Source organism: Herbaspirillum sp. Her4, assembly GCF_057961335.1.
Genome location: NZ_CM176330.1, coordinates 2726727 through 2744221 on the forward strand (window position 1 = coordinate 2726727; position 17495 = coordinate 2744221).

The 17495-nt window shown below is 62.3% G+C and carries 11 protein-coding genes; 5 read left to right on the forward strand and 6 right to left on the reverse strand.

Annotated elements, in window-relative coordinates:
- Positions 1-22: 22 nt before the first annotated feature.
- The 5 genes from ACWFUC_RS12315 to folD all read right to left on the reverse strand — a co-directional run bounded on the left by ACWFUC_RS12315 (position 23) and on the right by folD (position 5500).
- Positions 23-1333 (reverse strand): D-amino acid dehydrogenase, encoded by a 1311-nt coding sequence (locus ACWFUC_RS12315; RefSeq protein WP_121038368.1) that lies wholly within the window; start codon positions 1331-1333, stop codon positions 23-25.
- Between the two features lie 192 nt (positions 1334-1525).
- On the reverse strand, positions 1526-1954 hold the full coding sequence (locus tag ACWFUC_RS12320) for a hypothetical protein (RefSeq protein WP_121038371.1): 429 nt from the start codon (positions 1952-1954) through the stop codon (positions 1526-1528).
- Between the two features lie 22 nt (positions 1955-1976).
- Entirely contained in the window at positions 1977-2396 is a 420-nt protein-coding gene (locus ACWFUC_RS12325; RefSeq protein ID WP_034337396.1) for a DNA polymerase III subunit chi, read from the reverse strand.
- Positions 2397-2509: 113 nt separating this feature from the next.
- Complete coding sequence (locus ACWFUC_RS12330; RefSeq protein WP_489625017.1) at positions 2510-4585, reverse strand: M3 family metallopeptidase; 2076 nt, start codon at positions 4583-4585, stop codon at positions 2510-2512.
- 69 nt (positions 4586-4654) lie between these two features.
- Positions 4655-5500 (reverse strand): bifunctional methylenetetrahydrofolate dehydrogenase/methenyltetrahydrofolate cyclohydrolase FolD, encoded by an 846-nt coding sequence (gene folD / locus ACWFUC_RS12335; protein WP_134221815.1) that lies wholly within the window; start codon positions 5498-5500, stop codon positions 4655-4657.
- Positions 5501-6075: 575 nt separating this feature from the next.
- On the opposite strand from folD, the gene gshA reads away from it, so the two are divergent.
- The 5 genes from gshA to ACWFUC_RS12360 all read left to right on the forward strand — a co-directional run bounded on the left by gshA (position 6076) and on the right by ACWFUC_RS12360 (position 15222).
- A complete protein-coding gene (gene gshA, locus ACWFUC_RS12340; protein ID WP_489625018.1) occupies positions 6076-7671 on the forward strand; it encodes a glutamate--cysteine ligase in 1596 nt (531 codons plus the stop codon).
- A gap of 546 nt (positions 7672-8217) precedes the next feature.
- Positions 8218-10914, forward strand: coding sequence for a pyruvate dehydrogenase (acetyl-transferring), homodimeric type (aceE, locus tag ACWFUC_RS12345; RefSeq protein WP_121038407.1), 2697 nt, complete (start codon positions 8218-8220; stop codon positions 10912-10914).
- A gap of 164 nt (positions 10915-11078) precedes the next feature.
- Positions 11079-12746, forward strand: coding sequence for a dihydrolipoyllysine-residue acetyltransferase (gene aceF / locus ACWFUC_RS12350; RefSeq protein ID WP_489625020.1), 1668 nt, complete (start codon positions 11079-11081; stop codon positions 12744-12746).
- A 30-nt stretch (positions 12747-12776) separates the two neighbouring features.
- Positions 12777-14555 carry a dihydrolipoyl dehydrogenase gene (lpdA, locus tag ACWFUC_RS12355; protein WP_489625021.1) on the forward strand — a complete coding sequence of 593 codons (1779 nt, stop codon included), beginning with the start codon at positions 12777-12779 and terminating at the stop codon, positions 14553-14555.
- A 133-nt stretch (positions 14556-14688) separates the two neighbouring features.
- Positions 14689-15222: a hypothetical protein gene (locus tag ACWFUC_RS12360; protein WP_489637612.1), complete on the forward strand. Its 534-nt coding sequence runs from the start codon at positions 14689-14691 to the stop codon at positions 15220-15222.
- 12 nt (positions 15223-15234) lie between these two features.
- Here the strand turns inward: ACWFUC_RS12360 and ACWFUC_RS12365 are convergent, their stop codons facing one another.
- Positions 15235-16863 carry a methyl-accepting chemotaxis protein gene (locus ACWFUC_RS12365; RefSeq protein ID WP_489625023.1) on the reverse strand — a complete coding sequence of 543 codons (1629 nt, stop codon included), beginning with the start codon at positions 16861-16863 and terminating at the stop codon, positions 15235-15237.
- Positions 16864-17495: the final 632 nt, after the last annotated feature.

Consider the following 17495-nt stretch of genomic DNA (forward strand, 5'->3'; position numbering starts at 1 on the left):
TCCAGGGGGTGAACGAAAACGCTCAAGCGGCCTGGGTCACCACCTGGCGCGCACGGTTCCAGCGCGGCAGGCCGGTGAAGGCGAAATCGATTTCCGGCACGTGGCCGGAGACGATCTCGGCGATCGCCCGGCCGGAGCCGCAGCCCATGGTCCAGCCCAGGGTGCCGTGGCCGGTATTGAGGTACAGGTTGGCGAACTTGGTCTTGCCCACGTAGGGGACGTTGGATGGGGTCAGCGGGCGCAGGCCGGTCCAGTAGGTCGGGTTCTCATAGTCGCAGCCATCCGGGAACAGTTCACGGGTGCGGCGGGTGATGGCTTCGCAGCGGGTGGTGTTGAGTTCACGGGTGTAGCCGTTCAGTTCGCAGGTGCCGGCCACGCGCAGGCGGTCACCCAGGCGCGAGACGACCAGCTTGTAGCCGTCGTCGGTGAGGGAGACGGTGGGGGCGGCGTCCGGATTGGTGATCTGGTAGGTGGCCGAATAGCCCTTGCCTGGGTAGAGCAGCAGGTCGATGCCCAGCGGCTTGACCAGTTGCTGCGAGAAGCTGCCCATGGCAACCACGAAGGTATCGGCCTTCAGGACTTCATGGCGGCCGTCCGGGTTGATGACTTCCACCCCGGTCACGCGGGCGGCGGCACCAGCGCCTTCGGTGATGAGGCGGGTGATGCTGGTGGAGTAGCGGAATTCGACGCCGGCTTCTTCACTCTTCTTGGCCAGGCCGGTGGTGAGCTTGAAGACGTCGCCCGATTCATCGGTGGCGGTGAAGTCGCCGCCGACGATCTTGTTGCGGATCGAAGCCAGGGCCGGTTCGATGCGCACGACTTCATCAGCACCGATGGATTCGCGCGGGCAGCCCAGGTCGCGCATGAGCTTGGCGGCGGGCAGCGAGTCCTGGAATTCCTTTTCTTCGGTGTAGAAGTGCAGGATGCCGCGGGTCAGGTGGTCGTACTGGATGCCGGTTTCGGCGCGCACGGCTTGCAGGGTCTGGCGGCTGTATTCGCACAGGGCGACGATGTTGCGGATGTTCTCGTCGGTGCGTGCGGCGGTGCATTCACGCAGGAAGGCCACGGCCCACTTCCACTGCAGCCATTCGGGACGGAAGCGATAGAGCAGCGGGGCGTCTTCCTTGCCCAGCCATTTGAGGACCTTCATCGGGGCGGCCGGATTGGCCCAGGGTTCCGCGTGCGAGACCGAGATCTGGCAGCCGTTGGCGAAGCTGGTTTCCTGCGCCGCGCCGGGCTGGCGGTCGATGACAGTGACGTCGTAGCCCTGCTTTTTCAGGAACCAGGCGGAAGCGGTTCCGATAATGCCTGCGCCCAATACGATCACTTTCATCTCACTCTCCCGGTTTTGCATGAACTTGCTGTGGTTGTTCGGACGTTCGCATTTGTGAATTCAAATGCGAACAATGCAAGCATTGTAAGAAAAGCGTGATTGCCGATGTGATCAATACTGGCTGGAATTTTTATGAATAAAAAGGCTGTTGCAATATTTTTATTCAGAAGAAAAAGAAAAATCCAGCAAGATTTACATTTTTGAAGATGTGAAGCGTGCCATCTCTTCCGCCACGGCACGCTCGACCGTTTCGGTGAGGGCATCGCGCAGGCCTTCCCTGACGCGCTGCATCACGATATCGGAAAGATGGTCCAGCGCCAGCGCCATCTGGTCCTGCAGGTGTTGGTGCAGCACGGTATCGACGCGTTCCAGCAGGCTTTGCAGGACGTTTTCGCGGATTTCCTGTTCCCACTGGCGGTATTGTTCGGCGGCCGGGGTCACCGGGGGCAGGGGTGCCATCACCGGGGCCGCCGCTGCGGGCGCCTGGTAATGGGTATTCGCGGGCTGGGTGTGGAAGGCGCCCGGCTGCATGGGGGCGGCGTAATCCGGAGCGGGGGACGCGGCCGGTGCGAGCGGGATGATCTCGGTGAGCAGGGGGATGCTGTTGTCGTCGTGGTTCATGGCGTGAGCGGGCGGGGCGGGCTCAGGCGGCCACGTGGTGCGAGAGGGGATAGCCGCGTTCCTTGTAGAAACGGTAGCGGTCGCGGCCAGCGGCCTTGTCGGCGTCGTCGGCGGAAATGATTTCCAGGAGGCGTTCGAAGCGCGCGAAATGCGCGGGGGTGTCGCTGCCCAGGTTGATGAGGATCTGGTGGTGCGGCAGGTCGGCGCTGTCGTCGGCGGTCAGGATGATGGGCGTCTGCGCGGCCAGCGGGTCGCCGGCCATCACGTGCGGCAGGAAATCCTGCTCGGAAAAGCTCCAGAGCGCCTGGTCCAGCTGCTGCAATTCGGCGCGGTCGGGGGTGCGCAGTACCAGGGTGGCACCGGAAGCGCGCGCCTTGCGCACCAGACGGCACACGTAGGCGATCTTTTGCGGGACGTTGCTGTGAAAGTCGATTCGGGTCATCCCGCCAGTATAGTGGGTCGCGGTGCAGCATGCCATCGGGACGGGGCAAACAAAAACGGCCCGCCGTGGTGGCGGGCCGTCATCAAAGGCCGTCTTGCGGGGCGCAAGCGGGATTAAGCTGCCATACCACTATGCCGCAGCAAGGCATCAATGCTCGGCTCCCGTCCCCGGAACGCCTTGAAGGACTCAATGGCCGGACGCGAACCGCCCACGGCCAGGATTTCCTGCTGGAAGCGGCGACCGGTTTCCAGCGAGATCACATTGCCGCTGCTGGCGGCCGCTTCCTCAAACGCACTGTACGCATCCGCTGACAGCACTTCAGCCCACTTGTAGCTGTAGTAACCCGCCGCATACCCGCCTGCGAAGATGTGCGAGAAGGAATGCTGGAAGCGGTTGAACTCCGGCGGGCGGATGACGGCGATACGGTCGCGCACGCTGTCGAGCAACTGCTGCACGGTCTGCTGGCCACCGACCTCATATTCATGGTGGATCAGCATGTCGAACAGCGAGAACTCCACTTGGCGCAGCATCTGCAGGCCGGACTGGAAGTTCTTGGCGGCGATCATCTTGTCATACAGCGCGCGCGGCAGCGGCTCGCCGGTCTCGGCATGCGCAGTCAGCTGCTGCAGCACATCCCATTCCCAGCAGAAGTTTTCCATGAACTGCGAGGGCAGTTCCACCGCATCCCATTCCACGCCGGAAATGCCGGACACGCCCACTTCATCGACCTGCGTCAGCATGTGATGCAGGCCATGGCCGAATTCGTGGAAGAGGGTGATCACTTCATCATGCGTGAACAGGGCCGGCTTGGCCACGCCATCGACCACTGCAGGTTCGGTGAAATTGCAGACCAGATAGGCGATCGGGGTCTGCACACCCTGCGCGGTCAGGCGGCGGGCGCGGGCGTCATCCATCCAGGCACCGCCACGCTTGCCGGAGCGGGCATACAGGTCCAGGTAGAACTGGCCGACCAGCTGGCCGTCACGCTCGATGCGGTAAAACTTCACATCCTTGTGCCACACCGGCGCGGTATCGGGCTTGATCTGCACGCCGAAGAGCTGCTGCGCCACCTGGAACAGGCCGCCGACCACCTTGGGCTCGGGGAAATATTGCTTCACTTCCTGTTCCGAGAAGGCGTAGCGCTGCTCGCGCAGTTTTTCGGAGGCATAGGTGCTGTCCCAGGCCTTCAGTTCGTCCAGGCCCAGCTTTTCACGGGCGAAGGTCTTCAGTTCTTCATAATCCTTCTGGCCGAAGGGGCGGGCGCGCTGGCCCAGGTCTTCCAGGAAGGCGATCACTTCGCCGGGCGACTTGGCCATCTTGGCCACCAGCGACACTTCGGCAAAGTTGGCGTAGCCCAGCAATTGCGCTTCTTCCTTGCGCAGTTGCAGGATCTGGTCGATGTTGCCGCTGTTGTCCCATTCCGGCTTGACCCCCAGTTCGGATGCCTTGGTGGCGTTGGCACGGTAGATCTTCTCGCGCAGCGCGCGATTATCTGCATATTGCAGCACCGGGAAATACGAGGGGAAGTGCAGCGTGAACTTGTAGCCGGGCTTGCCGTCCTTCTCGGCGGCGGCCCGTGCAGCTTGCTTCACATCGGCCGGAAGCCCCGACAATTCGGCCTCGTCCTCGACGAAGAGGGCGAAATCATTGGTGGCATCCAGCACGTTTTCGGAGAAACGGGTGGTCAGCATGGCCTGCTTTTCCTGGATCTCGGCGAAGCGTTCCTTCTTGTCGTCGGCCAGTTCGGCACCCGACAGGCGGAAGTCGCGCACGGCATTGTCCACCACCTTGCGGCGCGCTGCCGACAGCGAGGCGAAGGCCGGGCTGGCCTGCAGGGCCTTGTACTTCTCGAACAGCGCCAGGTTCTGGCCCAGCGCAGTCCAGAATTCCACCAGGCGCGGCTGGTTCTCGTTGTAGGTGGCGCGCAGGGCCGGGGTGTCCATCACCGAATTCAAGTGGCCGACCACGCTCCAGGCGCGGCCCAGCTTTTCGGTGGCGGACTCCAGCGGCTCGACGAAATTGTCCCAGGTGACTTCGGCCATCGGTGCTTCCAGTTCGGTGACCAGGCGGCTGGCGTCGGCCAGCAGCTTGTCCAGCGCCGGTGTGACGTGCTCCGGCTGGATGGCATCGAACTGGGCATAGCCCGAGAAATCGAGCAGGGGATTGGCGGCGATGTCAGTGGTGGTCATGGGCTCTCGTTTCTCTGAAAACTTCCGGCAGCCAGGCTGCCGGAGGGTAATGCGCTAAGGGCGTGCCGATCAGCTGCGTTCGGCGGCTTCGATGGTGTTGACCAGCAGCATGGTGATGGTCATCGGACCCACGCCACCCGGCACCGGGGTGATCCAGCCGGCGACTTCCTTGGCATTGGCGAAATCGACGTCGCCGCACAGCTTGCCGTTGTCATCGCGGTTCATGCCGACGTCGATGACGACTGCGCCCGGCTTGACCATGTCGGCGGTGACGATGTTGCGCTTGCCGGTGGCGACCACCAGGATGTCGGCCTGGCGGGTGTGGTGGCCGAGGTCACGGGTCTTGGAGTTACAGATAGTGACGGTGGCACCGGCTTGCAAGAGCAACATCGCCTGCGGCTTGCCGACGATGTTCGAGGCACCGACCACCACCGCATTGGCGCCACGCACCGGGTAGTCGATCGATTCCAGCATCTTCATGACGCCGTAGGGAGTGCAGGGGCGGAACAGCGGCTGGCCGGTCATGAGCAGGCCGGCGTTGCTGACGTGGAAACCGTCCACGTCCTTTTCCGGGGCGATGGCTTCGATCACCTTGTGGGCATCGATATGGGCCGGCAGCGGCAGCTGCACCAGGATGCCGTTGATCTTGGGATCGGCGTTGAGGGCGTCGATGCGGGCCAGGAGCTCGGCTTCCGTCATCGAGGCTTCATATTTTTCCAGCACGGAGTGCAGGCCGTTGTCCTGGCAGGCCTTGACCTTGTTGCGCACGTAGACCTGGGAAGCCGGGCTGTCGCCCACCAGGATCACGGCCAGGCCGGGTTGCTTGCCTTGGGCGGTGAGGGCGGCGGCGCGCTTGGCCACTTCGGCGCGCAGTTGTTGGGAGAGCAGGTTTCCGTCGATCAGTTGGGCAGACATGGCAGATAAGGCTTTAGATTTAGAAAGTGAAGGGCAGGGCTGGAAAGAAGGCGCCCGGTCAGGCCGGGACCACTCGAACTCAAGGCGCAAAGTACCGGAACCCGTGATTATAAAGCCAGGCGGCAGGCCGGACGAAATGCCGGCGCGAGATGGCATATTGCTTGATTGCAAATACTTTTTGCATCAATTTCCTTCATATTGGCATTTGGGGTGGCGCACGACGGGGATTTGCATTTTCGGTTATGCTCCCGCATCCTGAAGCCCCAGCTGCTACTAGAACCCATTTCATCAATAGGCGTGAGATGCGTTCTGTCCAGAAAGGGAGCTGGCAAGGCGCGCGACGCGTCGTGTGGCGGTTGCCACACGCAAGGAGCGCAACGCGGCCAGCGCCCTTTCTGGACAGAACCCGCAGGGAGCGGCCCGTTTGGGCGAATTGCTGCGTTACGAATTTGGGTCAAGACGTCCAGTCTTGACCCAAATTCGCGCCTTGCACTTCATCCCAAACGGGACTCGCTCGCACTCACGCCTATTGATGAAATGGGTTCTACATAGCGACAAGAACCAAGGACTACCGCATGACCGATCTCCTCGCCCGCCGCCTGCAACAGCTTTCCCAGCCGCACCATCTTGCGCTGCTGGGCCAGGGCCTGCGCGGCGTGGAACGGGAGACGCTGCGCGTGGACGGCCAGGGTCATCTGGCCCGCACGCCCCATCCGCCGGCGCTGGGATCGGCCCTGACCAATGACCTGATCACCACCGATTATTCGGAGTCGCTGCTGGAGTTCATCACGCCGGCCATGCCCGACATCGCCGATGCCCTGCAGCGCCTGGACGAGATCCACCGCTTTGCCTACACCAAGCTGGACGGCGAATTCCTCTGGAATGCCTCGATGCCCTGCGTGCTGCCGCCGGAAGACGAGATTCCGCTGGCCTGGTACGGCAGCTCGCACATCGGCATGTTGAAGCACGTCTACCGCCGTGGCCTGGCGCTGCGCTATGGCCGCACCATGCAGTGCATCGCCGGTATTCACTACAACTTCTCTTTAAGTGAAGACTTGTGGGAAGTCCTGCGGGACGGCGACGACACCGTCGATGCTTCCCTGTCGCGCCGCGATTACCAGTCCGAGCGCTACATTGCCCTGATCCGCAACTTCCGCCGCTACAGCTGGCTGCTGATGTACCTGTTCGGTGCTTCACCGGCGGTGGCGACCAATTTCCTGCGCGGCCGGCCGCATCAGCTGGAGACCTTGTCCGAAGACACGCTCTTCCTGCCTTACGGCACCAGCCTGCGCATGAGCGACCTGGGCTACCAGAACCACGCCCAGGCCAACATCACCCCGCACTACAACAACCTGCCGGCTTACATCCGCAGCCTGGCGCATGCCGTCAGCGAGCCGTATCCGCCGTATGAAGCCATTGGCACCAAGCGCGACGGTGAATGGGTGCAGATCAATACCAACATCCTGCAGATCGAAAACGAGTTCTACTCGGCGATCCGCCCCAAGCGCGTCATCAACAGCGGCGAGCGCCCGGTGCAGGCGCTGTCGGCGCGCGGCGTGCAGTATGTGGAAGTGCGCTGCATGGACATCGATCCCTTCAATCCGCTGGGCATCGGCCTGGAAGCGGCGCGTTTCCTGGATGTGTTCCTGCACTTCCTGGCGCTGGAATCGAGCTGCCTGACCTCGGACGAGGAGGGCGTGGAAAACCGCGCCAACTTCCTCGCTACCGTCAAGGAAGGCCGCCGTCCCGGCTTGAAGCTGCAGTTCAAGGGTGAAAGCCTGTTGCTCACCGACTGGGGCCAGCAACTGCTGGACCGCATGGAACCGGTCGCCGAGCTGCTGGACCGTCATCTCGGCGGCACCCAGCACCGCGACAGCCTGGCCGTGCAGCGCGCCAAGCTGGCCGATCCTGACAGCACGCCCTCGGCACGCGTCCTGCGCGAGATCCGCGAAGCCGGCAATTCCTTCCCGGCTTATACCCTGGCCAACAGCCAGCGCCAGGCCGCCGAACTGATCGCCCGTCCGCTCTCGTCCTCCAGGACGGCTGACTTCGTGGCCATCGCCCAGGCTTCGCTGGATGCCCAGCGCGACATCGAGCGCACCCAGGTCGGCGACTTCGATACCTTCGTGGCCGCCTACCGGGCCAGTACCCTGGGCAATATCGCCATCTGACACCGGACCTTCCGCTTCATTTATGGTGTGCAATGCCTGAACGATAGGCAAAATGGCAACGCCTCGTCCCTCGACGAGGCGTTTTTGCTTGTCGGCCGGAAAGGCAGGTCATTGCTGCCTTGGCAATTCTTTCCGTTCACTTTTATGGTGCGAAAAATGCTGTTTGAGGCTCTGCCGGCAGCCTTTGCGGCATTGCAAACAGGGCAAGAAACCCTCGCTCACAGCGGCATATAGTAAAAATACGAGGCCCTGGAAGCCCCTATTCATGCCGCTTTGCAGCATATTTTCGCATTATGAAATTGATTATCGTAATTTGAAAATCAAAAATTCCCTGATAAAATTCGTCGTCCACACGGCTGGAAGACCGTACATTTAAGCCTGTTTCGCCTCCAACGCCTTGCCCCACGGGCCGGGAAGGATTGCAGCACAGGCAACACATGGCGCTTTTCCTGCAACACCTGCCGGCGGCATTGCGTACCGAATGAACCGACCGACCCGCCTGGTCCACCCGACCGGACGGATCTCTCAACAACCAGGAGACATGACATGTCAGCCCAAATCGATCAAGTTCTGGCGCAGGCCGCCAACGATCCCGATGTGATGGAAACCCAGGAGTGGCTTGACGCCCTCGAAGCCGTGATCGAAAAGGAAGGCCCGGACCGCGCCCACTACCTGATGGAACGCATGGTCGATCTGGCGCGCCGCCGTGGTGCCCACATCCCCTTCTCCAGCAACACGGCCTACGTCAACACCATTCCGGCCGACCAGGGCGAGCACTGCCCGGGCAACCTGGAATATGAAGAGCGCCTGCGCTCCTGGATGCGCTGGAACGCCATGGCCATGGTGGTCAAGGCCAACCGCGTGGATGGCGACCTGGGTGGCCACCTGTCTTCCTTCGCGTCGCTGGCCAACATGCTGGGCATCGGCTTCAACCACTTCTGGCACGCCCCGACCGAAGAGCACGGCGGCGACCTGCTGTACATCCAGGGCCACTCCTCGCCCGGCATCTACGCGCGCGCCTTCCTGGAAGGCCGCCTGACCGAAGACCAGCTGATCCACTTCCGCCGCGAAGCCGACGGTCATGGCCTGTCGTCCTACCCGCACCCCAAGCTGATGCCGGAATTCTGGCAGTTCCCGACCGTCTCGATGGGCCTGGGCCCCTTGATGGCGATCTACCAGGCACGCTTCCTGAAGTACCTGCACGCCCGTGGCATTGCCAAGACCGACAACCGCAAGGTCTGGGCCTTCTGTGGCGACGGCGAAATGGACGAGCCGGAATCGATGGGCGCCATCGGCATGGCCGGCCGTGAAAAGCTGAACAATCTGGTCATCGTGGTCAACTGCAACCTGCAGCGCCTGGACGGTCCGGTGCGCGGCAATGGCAAGATCATCCAGGAACTGGAGTCCGACTTCCGCGGCGCCGGCTGGAACGTGGTCAAGGTCATCTGGGGCAGCGGCTGGGACGAGCTGCTGGCCAAGGACAAGGACGGCATCCTGCAGAAGGTCATGATGGAAACCGTCGACGGCGAGTACCAGAACTACAAGGCCAAGGACGGCGCCTTCGTGCGCAAGCACTTCTTCGGCAAGCATCCCAAGCTGCTGGAAATGGTCTCCAAGATGTCGGATGACGACATCTGGCGCCTGACCCGCGGCGGGCATGACCCGCACAAGATCTACGCGGCCTTCAAGGTCGCCCAGGAATCGAAGGACCAGCCGACCGTGATCCTGGCCAAGTCCATCAAGGGCTATGGTTTCGGCAAGGCAGGCGAAGCGCGCAACACCGCGCACAACACCAAGAAACTGGACGACGAAGCCATCCGCGCCATGCGCGACCGCTTCCAGTTGCCGATCTCGGACGCCGAACTGCCCAACATCCCGTTCTTCAAACCGGCTGACGACGCGCCGGAAATGCAGTACCTGCACGAGCGCCGCAAGGCCCTGGGCGGCTATCTGCCGCAGCGCCGCGTCCACGCCGACGAAAAGCTGCCGGTGCCGGAACTGTCGGCCTTCCAGGCCATGCTGGAACCCACCGCCGAAGGCCGTGAGATCTCCACCACCGCCGCCTATTCGCGCGTGCTGACCGCACTGCTGCGCGACCCCAACCTGGGCCCGCGCGTGGTGCCCATCATGGTCGACGAGTCCCGTACCTTCGGTATGGAAGGCCTGTTCCGCCAGATCGGCATCTTCAGCCAGGTCGGCCAGCTGTACGAACCGGTCGACAAGGACCAGGTGATGTACTACCGCGAAGACAAGGCCGGCCAGATCCTGCAGGAAGGCATCAACGAAGCCGGTGGCATGAGCTCGTGGATCGCTGCGGCGACCTCGTACTCGACCAACAATCGCGTGATGATTCCGTTCTACACCTACTACTCCATGTTCGGTCTGCAGCGTATCGGCGACCTGGCATGGGCAGCCGGTGACATGCGTGCGCGCGGCTTCCTGATCGGCGGCACCGCCGGCCGTACCACCCTGAACGGTGAAGGCCTGCAGCACGAAGACGGCCACAGCCACGTGTTCGCCTCGGCGATCCCGAACTGCATTCCCTACGACCCGACCTTCGCCCACGAAGTCGCCGTGATCATCCATGACGGCCTGCGCCGCATGGTGGCCAACCAGGAAGACGTGTTCTACTACATCACCGTGATGAACGAGAACTACGGCCACCCTGGCATCAAGCCGGGCCAGGAAGAGGGCATCATCAAGGGCCTGTACCTGTTGAACGAAGGCGGCAAGGAAAACAAGCTGCGCGTGCAACTGCTGGGTTCGGGCACCATCCTGCGCGAAGTCATCGCTGCGGCCGACCTGCTGCGCGATGACTGGAAGGTCGACGCCGACGTCTGGTCCGCACCGTCCTTCACCCTGCTGGCCCGCGATGGCCAGGACGTGGAGCGCTGGAACATGCTGCACCCGGCCGAGGCCCCGAAGAAGAGCTACTTCGAGCAATCGCTGGAAGGCAGCGAAGGCCCGATCGTGGTCTCCACCGACTACATGCGCACCTACGCCGAGCAGGTTCGCGCCTTCGTGCCGAAGGGTCGCTCCTACAAGGTGCTGGGCACCGACGGCTACGGCCGTTCGGACACCCGCGCCAAGCTGCGTGAGTTCTTCGAAGTGAACCGTTACTTCGTGACCGTGGCCGCCCTGAAGTCGCTGGCCGATGAAGGCAAGATCAAGCCGGAAGTGGTGGCGCAAGCCATCGCCAAATACGGCATTGATCCGAACAAGCCGAACCCGGTGACCCTGTAAGGACTGCCTGACCGACCATCCCCGCCTCAGCCTGCTGATCGCGGGGATGTGTCGTGTCTGGAACTGCCACCCCAACGGGGAGGTCCGCTGCTCAGGCAGCACCTGCCCCAAGCGAATACTTCTCCCGGCCCAGTGCCTGGGAACAGAACAACGGAGCGCATCAGATGAGTCAAGTCGAAGTAAAAGTCCCGGACATCGGCGATTTCAAGGAAGTCGAAGTCATTGAGGTGATGGTCAAGGTCGGCGACACGATCAAGGTCGACCAGTCGCTGATCACGGTTGAATCCGACAAGGCCAGCATGGAAATCCCGTCCAGCCAGGCCGGCGTGGTCAAGGAAATCAAGGTCAAGGTCGGTGACAAGGTCGCTGAAGGTTCGCTGCTGGTGATCGTCGAAGGCGAGGGCGCTGCGGCTGCCCCTGCCGCCGCACCGCAAGCGGCCGCCGCTGCACCGGCAGCCGCGCAGGCTTCCGCACCTGCACCTGCTCCGGCTGCGGCGCCTGCCGCCGCCGGTGGAGGCACCATCGAGATCGAAGTCCCTGATATCGGTGACTTCAAGGAAGTGGAAGTCATCGAAGTCATGGTCAAGGTCGGCGACACCGTCAAGGCCGAGCAATCCCTGCTGACCGTGGAATCCGACAAGGCCAGCATGGAGATCCCCTCCAGCCACGCCGGCGTCATCAAGGAACTGAAGATCAAGCTGGGTGACAAGGTCGCCAAGGGCAGCATCATCGCCACCATCGAAGCTGCAGGTGGCGCGCCGGCTGCTGCCGCCGCTCCTGCCGCCGCCGCTGCACCTGCAGCCGCGCCGGCCGCTGCACCGGCTCCTGCTGCAGCACCCGCGCCGGCCGCTGCCGCCGTGCCCGCCATCGCTACCGCTTCGGCCACCAGCACCGGCGGCAAGGCCCACGCTTCGCCTTCCGTGCGCAAGTTCGCCCGCGAACTGGGCGTGGATCTGTCGCGCGTGCCGGCTACCGGTCCCAAGGGCCGCATCCTGCAATTGGACGTGCAGAACTTCGTCAAGGGCGTCATGGCCGGTTCCACCTCGGTGGCCGCTGCCGCACCGGCGACCAATGGCAGCGGCTCGGGCATGAACCTGTTGCCGTGGCCGTCGCTGGACTTCAGCAAGTTCGGTGAAACCGAACTGCAACCGCTGTCGCGCATCAAGAAGATCAGCGGCCCCAACCTGCATCGCAACTGGGTCATGATTCCCCACGTGACGCAGTTCGACGAAGCCGACGTGACCGAGCTGGAAGAATTCCGCAAGACCTCCAACGATGCCTTCGCCAAGGCCAAGTCGCCGGTCAAGCTGACCATGCTGGCGTTCGTCATCAAGGCCAGCGTCTCGGCCCTGAAGAAATTCCCGGCCTTCAATGCGTCCCTGGACGAGAAGGGCGAGAACCTGATCCTGAAGAAGTACTACAACATCGGCTTCGCCGCCGATACCCCGAATGGCCTGGTGGTGCCGGTCATCAAGAACGCCGACCAGAAGAGCATCGGCCAGATCGCTACCGAAATGGGCGAACTGTCCGCACAAGCCCGCGACGGCAAGTTGAAGCCCGCCGACATGCAAGGCGCGACCTTCACCATCTCCTCGCTGGGTGGCATTGGCGGTACCGCCTTCACGCCCATCATCAATGCGCCGGAAGTGGCCATCCTGGGCCTGTCCAAGTCGATCACCAAGCCGGTGTGGGATGGCAAGCAGTTCGTGCCGCGCCTGATGCTGCCGACCTCGCTGTCCTATGACCACCGCGTCATCGACGGCGCCATGGGCGCGCGCTTCTCGGCTTATCTGGCCGACGTGCTGGGCGATCTGCGCAAGTCGCTCCTCTAAGCCACCACCGAACATTACGGAGTCAGGACAATGAGTCTCTCTGAAGTCAAGGTCCCCGATATCGGGGATTTCAAGGAAGTCGAAGTCATCGAGGTGATGGTCAAGGTCGGCGACACCATCAAGGTGGATCAGTCGCTGATCACCGTCGAATCCGACAAGGCCAGCATGGAAATCCCGTCCAGCCAGGCCGGCGTGGTCAAGGAAGTGAAGGTCAAGGTCGGTAACAAGGTCGCCGAAGGCTCGCTGCTGTTGCTGGTGGAAGCCGCTGGTGAAGCGGCTGCCGCACCGGCACCGGCCGCTGCGCCCGCTCCGGCTGCCGCGCCTGCTGCTGCTGCGCCCGCCCCACCGGCGGCTGCACCGGCCGCTGCCAGCTTCGGCGGCAGCGCCGACGTGCAGTGCGACGTGATGGTGCTCGGTGGTGGTCCTGGCGGTTACTCGGCTGCCTTCCGCGCGGCCGATCTGGGCCTCAATACCGTCATCGTCGAGCGCGATGCCACCTTGGGTGGCGTCTGCCTCAATGTCGGCTGCATCCCCTCCAAGGCCCTGCTGCACGTGGCGGCCGTGATCGACGAGACCGCCGCCATGGCCTCGCACGGCGTGAGCTTCGGCAAGCCCGAGATCGACATCGACAAGCTGCGCGCCTACAAGGACAAGGTCATCGGCACCATGACCGGTGGCCTGGCCGGCATGGCCAAGGCGCGCAAGGTGCAGGTGGTCCGTGGTGACGGCCAGTTCGCCGGCCCCAACCACATCGAAGTCACCGCTGAAGACGGCAGCAAGAAGGTGGTGCAGTTCAAGCACGCCATCATCGCCGCCGGTTCGTCCGTGGTGAACCTGCCGTTCGTACCGCAGGATCCGCGCATCGTCGACTCGACCGGCGCGCTGGAACTGCGCCAGGTGCCCAAGCGCATGCTGGTCATCGGCGGCGGCATCATCGGCCTGGAAATGGCCACCGTCTATTCCACACTGGGCGCGCGCATCGACGTGGTCGAGATGATGGACGGCCTGATGCAAGGCGCGGACCGCGACATGGTCAAGGTCTGGCAGAAGTTCAACGAGAAGCGCTTCGACAACGTCATGGTCAAGACCAAGACCGTGGCCGTGGAAGCCCTGCCGGAAGGCATCAAGGTCACGTTCGAAGCCGCTGAAGCCGGTGCGACTGCACCCGAGCCGCAACTGTACGACCTGGTGCTGGTGGCCGTGGGCCGCAGCCCGAACGGCAAGAAGCTGTCGGCCGACAAGGCGGGCGTGATCGTCTCCGATCGCGGCTTCATCGCCGTGGACAAGCAGATGCGCACCAACGTGCCGCACATCTTCGCCATCGGCGACCTGGTGGGCCAGCCCATGCTGGCGCACAAGGCGGTGCATGAAGGCCACGTGGCCGCTGAAGCGATTGCCGGCGAGAAGAGCTTCTTCGATGCCAGCGTGATCCCCTCGGTGGCTTATACCGATCCGGAAGTGGCATGGGTCGGCGTGACCGAAGACGAAGCCAAGGCCAAGGGCATCAAGATCGAGAAGGGCCACTTCCCGTGGGCCGCTTCCGGTCGCGCCGTGGCCAATGGCCGTTCGGAAGGCTTCACCAAGCTGCTCTTTGATGCCGAGACCCATCGCATCATCGGTGGCGGCATCGTCGGTACGCACGCAGGCGACATGATCGGCGAAGTGGCGCTGGCCATCGAGATGGGCGCGGACGCCGTCGATATCGGCAAGACCATCCACCCGCACCCGACCCTGGGTGAATCGCTGGGCATGGCCGCTGAAGTCGCCGAAGGGCATTGCACGGACTTGCCGCCGCAGCGCAAGAAGTAATCTTCCGGTCCCTGCCCGCTGCATGGCAGGGATGGAGGACGAACAAGGACAACGGCGAACCTTCGGGTTCGCCGTTTGTCTTTTCCAGGTCCGTCTTCTTCCTCTTCAGCCACCCTTGCCAACGGGCCTGTTCATGTCCAAGTCGCTTCGCGATCTCTTCATTGCCCCGCCCCGCCCGGAGATGCTGCCCGCTGCGCCCGCGCCGGATACGACACCTCATCTCAAGCGCGCCCGCCGCGTAATCCAGGCTGGCTGGCTATTGTTCATGGTCTCGCTGGTAGTACCCGTGCTCGGTACCGAACCGGGGGCGCTGGCCTTCGTCTATTCGCTCATGATGCCGTTCTTCCTGCTTGAAAAACCCAGTTGGCTGGGGCTGGCGATGTCTTTCTACAGCGTCGTCAACCTCGGCCTGATCTTCTCTCTGCTCATTTCGTTCAGTGAGAAGTTGCTGGCCCGGCCAGCAAGCTCGGTCTTCTTTGTCCTTGTGGCACTGGACACCATGTGGATTCCCTTCACGCCTGAACAGGAATTCGCCCAGCGACCGGCCTTCTGGTTCTGGAGCGCCTCTGCCGTGGTGGTCGCCATCGGCATGAACATGGCGCGCCTGAAAGAAAAAGCCCACCAGGCTGCGGAAGCGCAGCACCAGCGGGCCAGGGATACAACTTAGCGTGTGTTAATTTCAGGCCGGGCTGAGCAGTGCCATACCCGGTTGAATCACCTTCTCGCGCGATGCAGGCACGGCAGGCTGAGCCTGTTCCAGCCGGAACACCGATACGGCATCCCGCAGACTGTCAGCCTGTTGCGCCATGGATTGCGCCGCACTGGCCGACTCTTCCACCAGCGCCGCATTCTGCTGCGTCACTTCATCCATTTGCGAGATGGCGATGTTGATCTGGCTGATCCCCGAACTCTGTTCGCTGGAGGCGGCCGTGATCTCGCTCATGAGGTCGTTGACCTGCTGGATCGATTGCACCACCTGATCCATGGTCTGGCCAGCTTCATCGACCAGTTTCTGGCCAGCTTCCACATGTTCCACCGACGACTCGATCAGGCCACGGATTTCCTTGGCCGCCGAGGCGCTGCGCTGGGCCAGCGAGCGCACTTCGCTGGCGACCACCGCGAAGCCGCGTCCCTGCTCACCGGCGCGCGCCGCTTCCACCGCGGCGTTCAAGGCCAGGATATTGGTCTGGAAGGCGATGCCCTCCACGGTGGAAATGATCTCCGTGATCTTGTAGGCACTTTGCGAAATATCCTTCATGGTATCGACCACGCGTTCCACCACTTCGCCTCCCTTCTGCGCGTGCAGCGAGGCCGCGCGCGCCAGCTGGTTGCCCTGGCCGGCGTTCTGGGTGTTCTGCTCGACGGTGGAGGTGATCTCTTCCATGCTGGAGGCGGTCTCTTCCAGCGAAGCCGCCTGCTCTTCGGTACGGCGTGACAGATCCAGATTGCCCACCGCGATCTGGCCGGCGGCAGTGGAAATCGATTCGGCGGATCGCTTGATGCCGTCGACGATGCTGGTGAGCTGGGCACGCATGTTGTCGAGAGAGGCCATCAGGCTGTGCTGGTCGCCCTTGGCCAGCGGGATGCTCACCGCCAGGTTGCCCTGGGCGATCTGCGCCGCCAGGACCTGGGCATCGGCCGGTTCGCCACCCAGCTGGCGCAGGACACTGCGCACGATCAGGAAGGCTGCGCCCAAGGCCAGCAGCACCGAGCCAGCCACCAGGGTCCAGATGGTCGTGGCGATGCGTTGATAGGTCGTTTCGGCATCGGCGGCGGCCTGATCGTTGAGATCATCTTCCAGGCGGCCCAGCGCATCGAGGTTGTCCAGCCACTTGGCCTGCACCGGACGAATCTTCTGGACCAGCAGGTTGATCAGATCAGTGGTCTTGTTCTCCTGGGCCAGAGTGACGGCCTGTTTCAGCAGCGGCTCGGTATCGGCGGCGTTTTGCGCGATCTGATCAAAGAACTCACGTTCCTTGCGGGAGGTATCCGGCGCGTCAAAGAGCTTGCGCAGCTTGTCGCGAGCTTCCTGATAGCTTTTTTCCTGCACCTTGATGCGTTCGATTTCTGCGGACACCAGCGCCGGATCCTGGAACAGGGCGATGTTGCGGATGGCCAGAGCACGAATACGCACGCTGTTGTTCATGACGTCCGCCAGAGCACCTTGCTGGTTGTTGGCGACGATGTTGCTTAGATTGCTCTTGACCGTGGACAAGCCCCACATGCCCACCAGCGAGATGACGAGCAGCAGGACGATGACGCCGGCAAAACCTAACGCCAGGCGAGTGGATACCTTCAGTTTGTTCATGAAAAAGCCCCTGTGTATGAAATGTGCTGCCGATTGGGTTGCAACCCCCCTTCAGGCCTGCCGTGGCTGTTGTCGCCTTGTGCAGGTTTTGTGACTTTTCCCATATATAAGTGATGCAAAATAGCTTTTCACCATGTTGGTGCGGTGGTTTTGAGCCAATTGCATGGTTTATTGCCATCAATTTCTTCAATTTTGAAACGATTGCACGGGTGTTGTAACGCTATTGAGTAAGCTCAGCCAGAAAAGATCCATCAGGATGTGATTATTTTTCTCTGACACAAGTGCGATCCGTTCTCCTGTGCGAGGCGATTGCCAGCGCAGCGAAGAGGGCGTCGCATCGCTACCACAAGAGCCACGACGGTGCGAAGCCTGCACCCTACGCAGGCGAAGGAGGGAGATTTCGGGGCGAATTTGCTGCTTGCCCCGAAATGACAGCGCTCAGATGCTGCCTCCACTGCTGGTACGCGAATTGCTTAATTGTTTAAAGCGGTTTCTATATAAATCAGTAGTTCATATATGGAACAAAATAAGTTATTCGGCGCCGAGATATCTGCTATATTGGCGTTGAATATCTCTCATATATAAATTGCGGTTTCATATATGGAACAATATGGTGCCCGGCAGGAGGCACC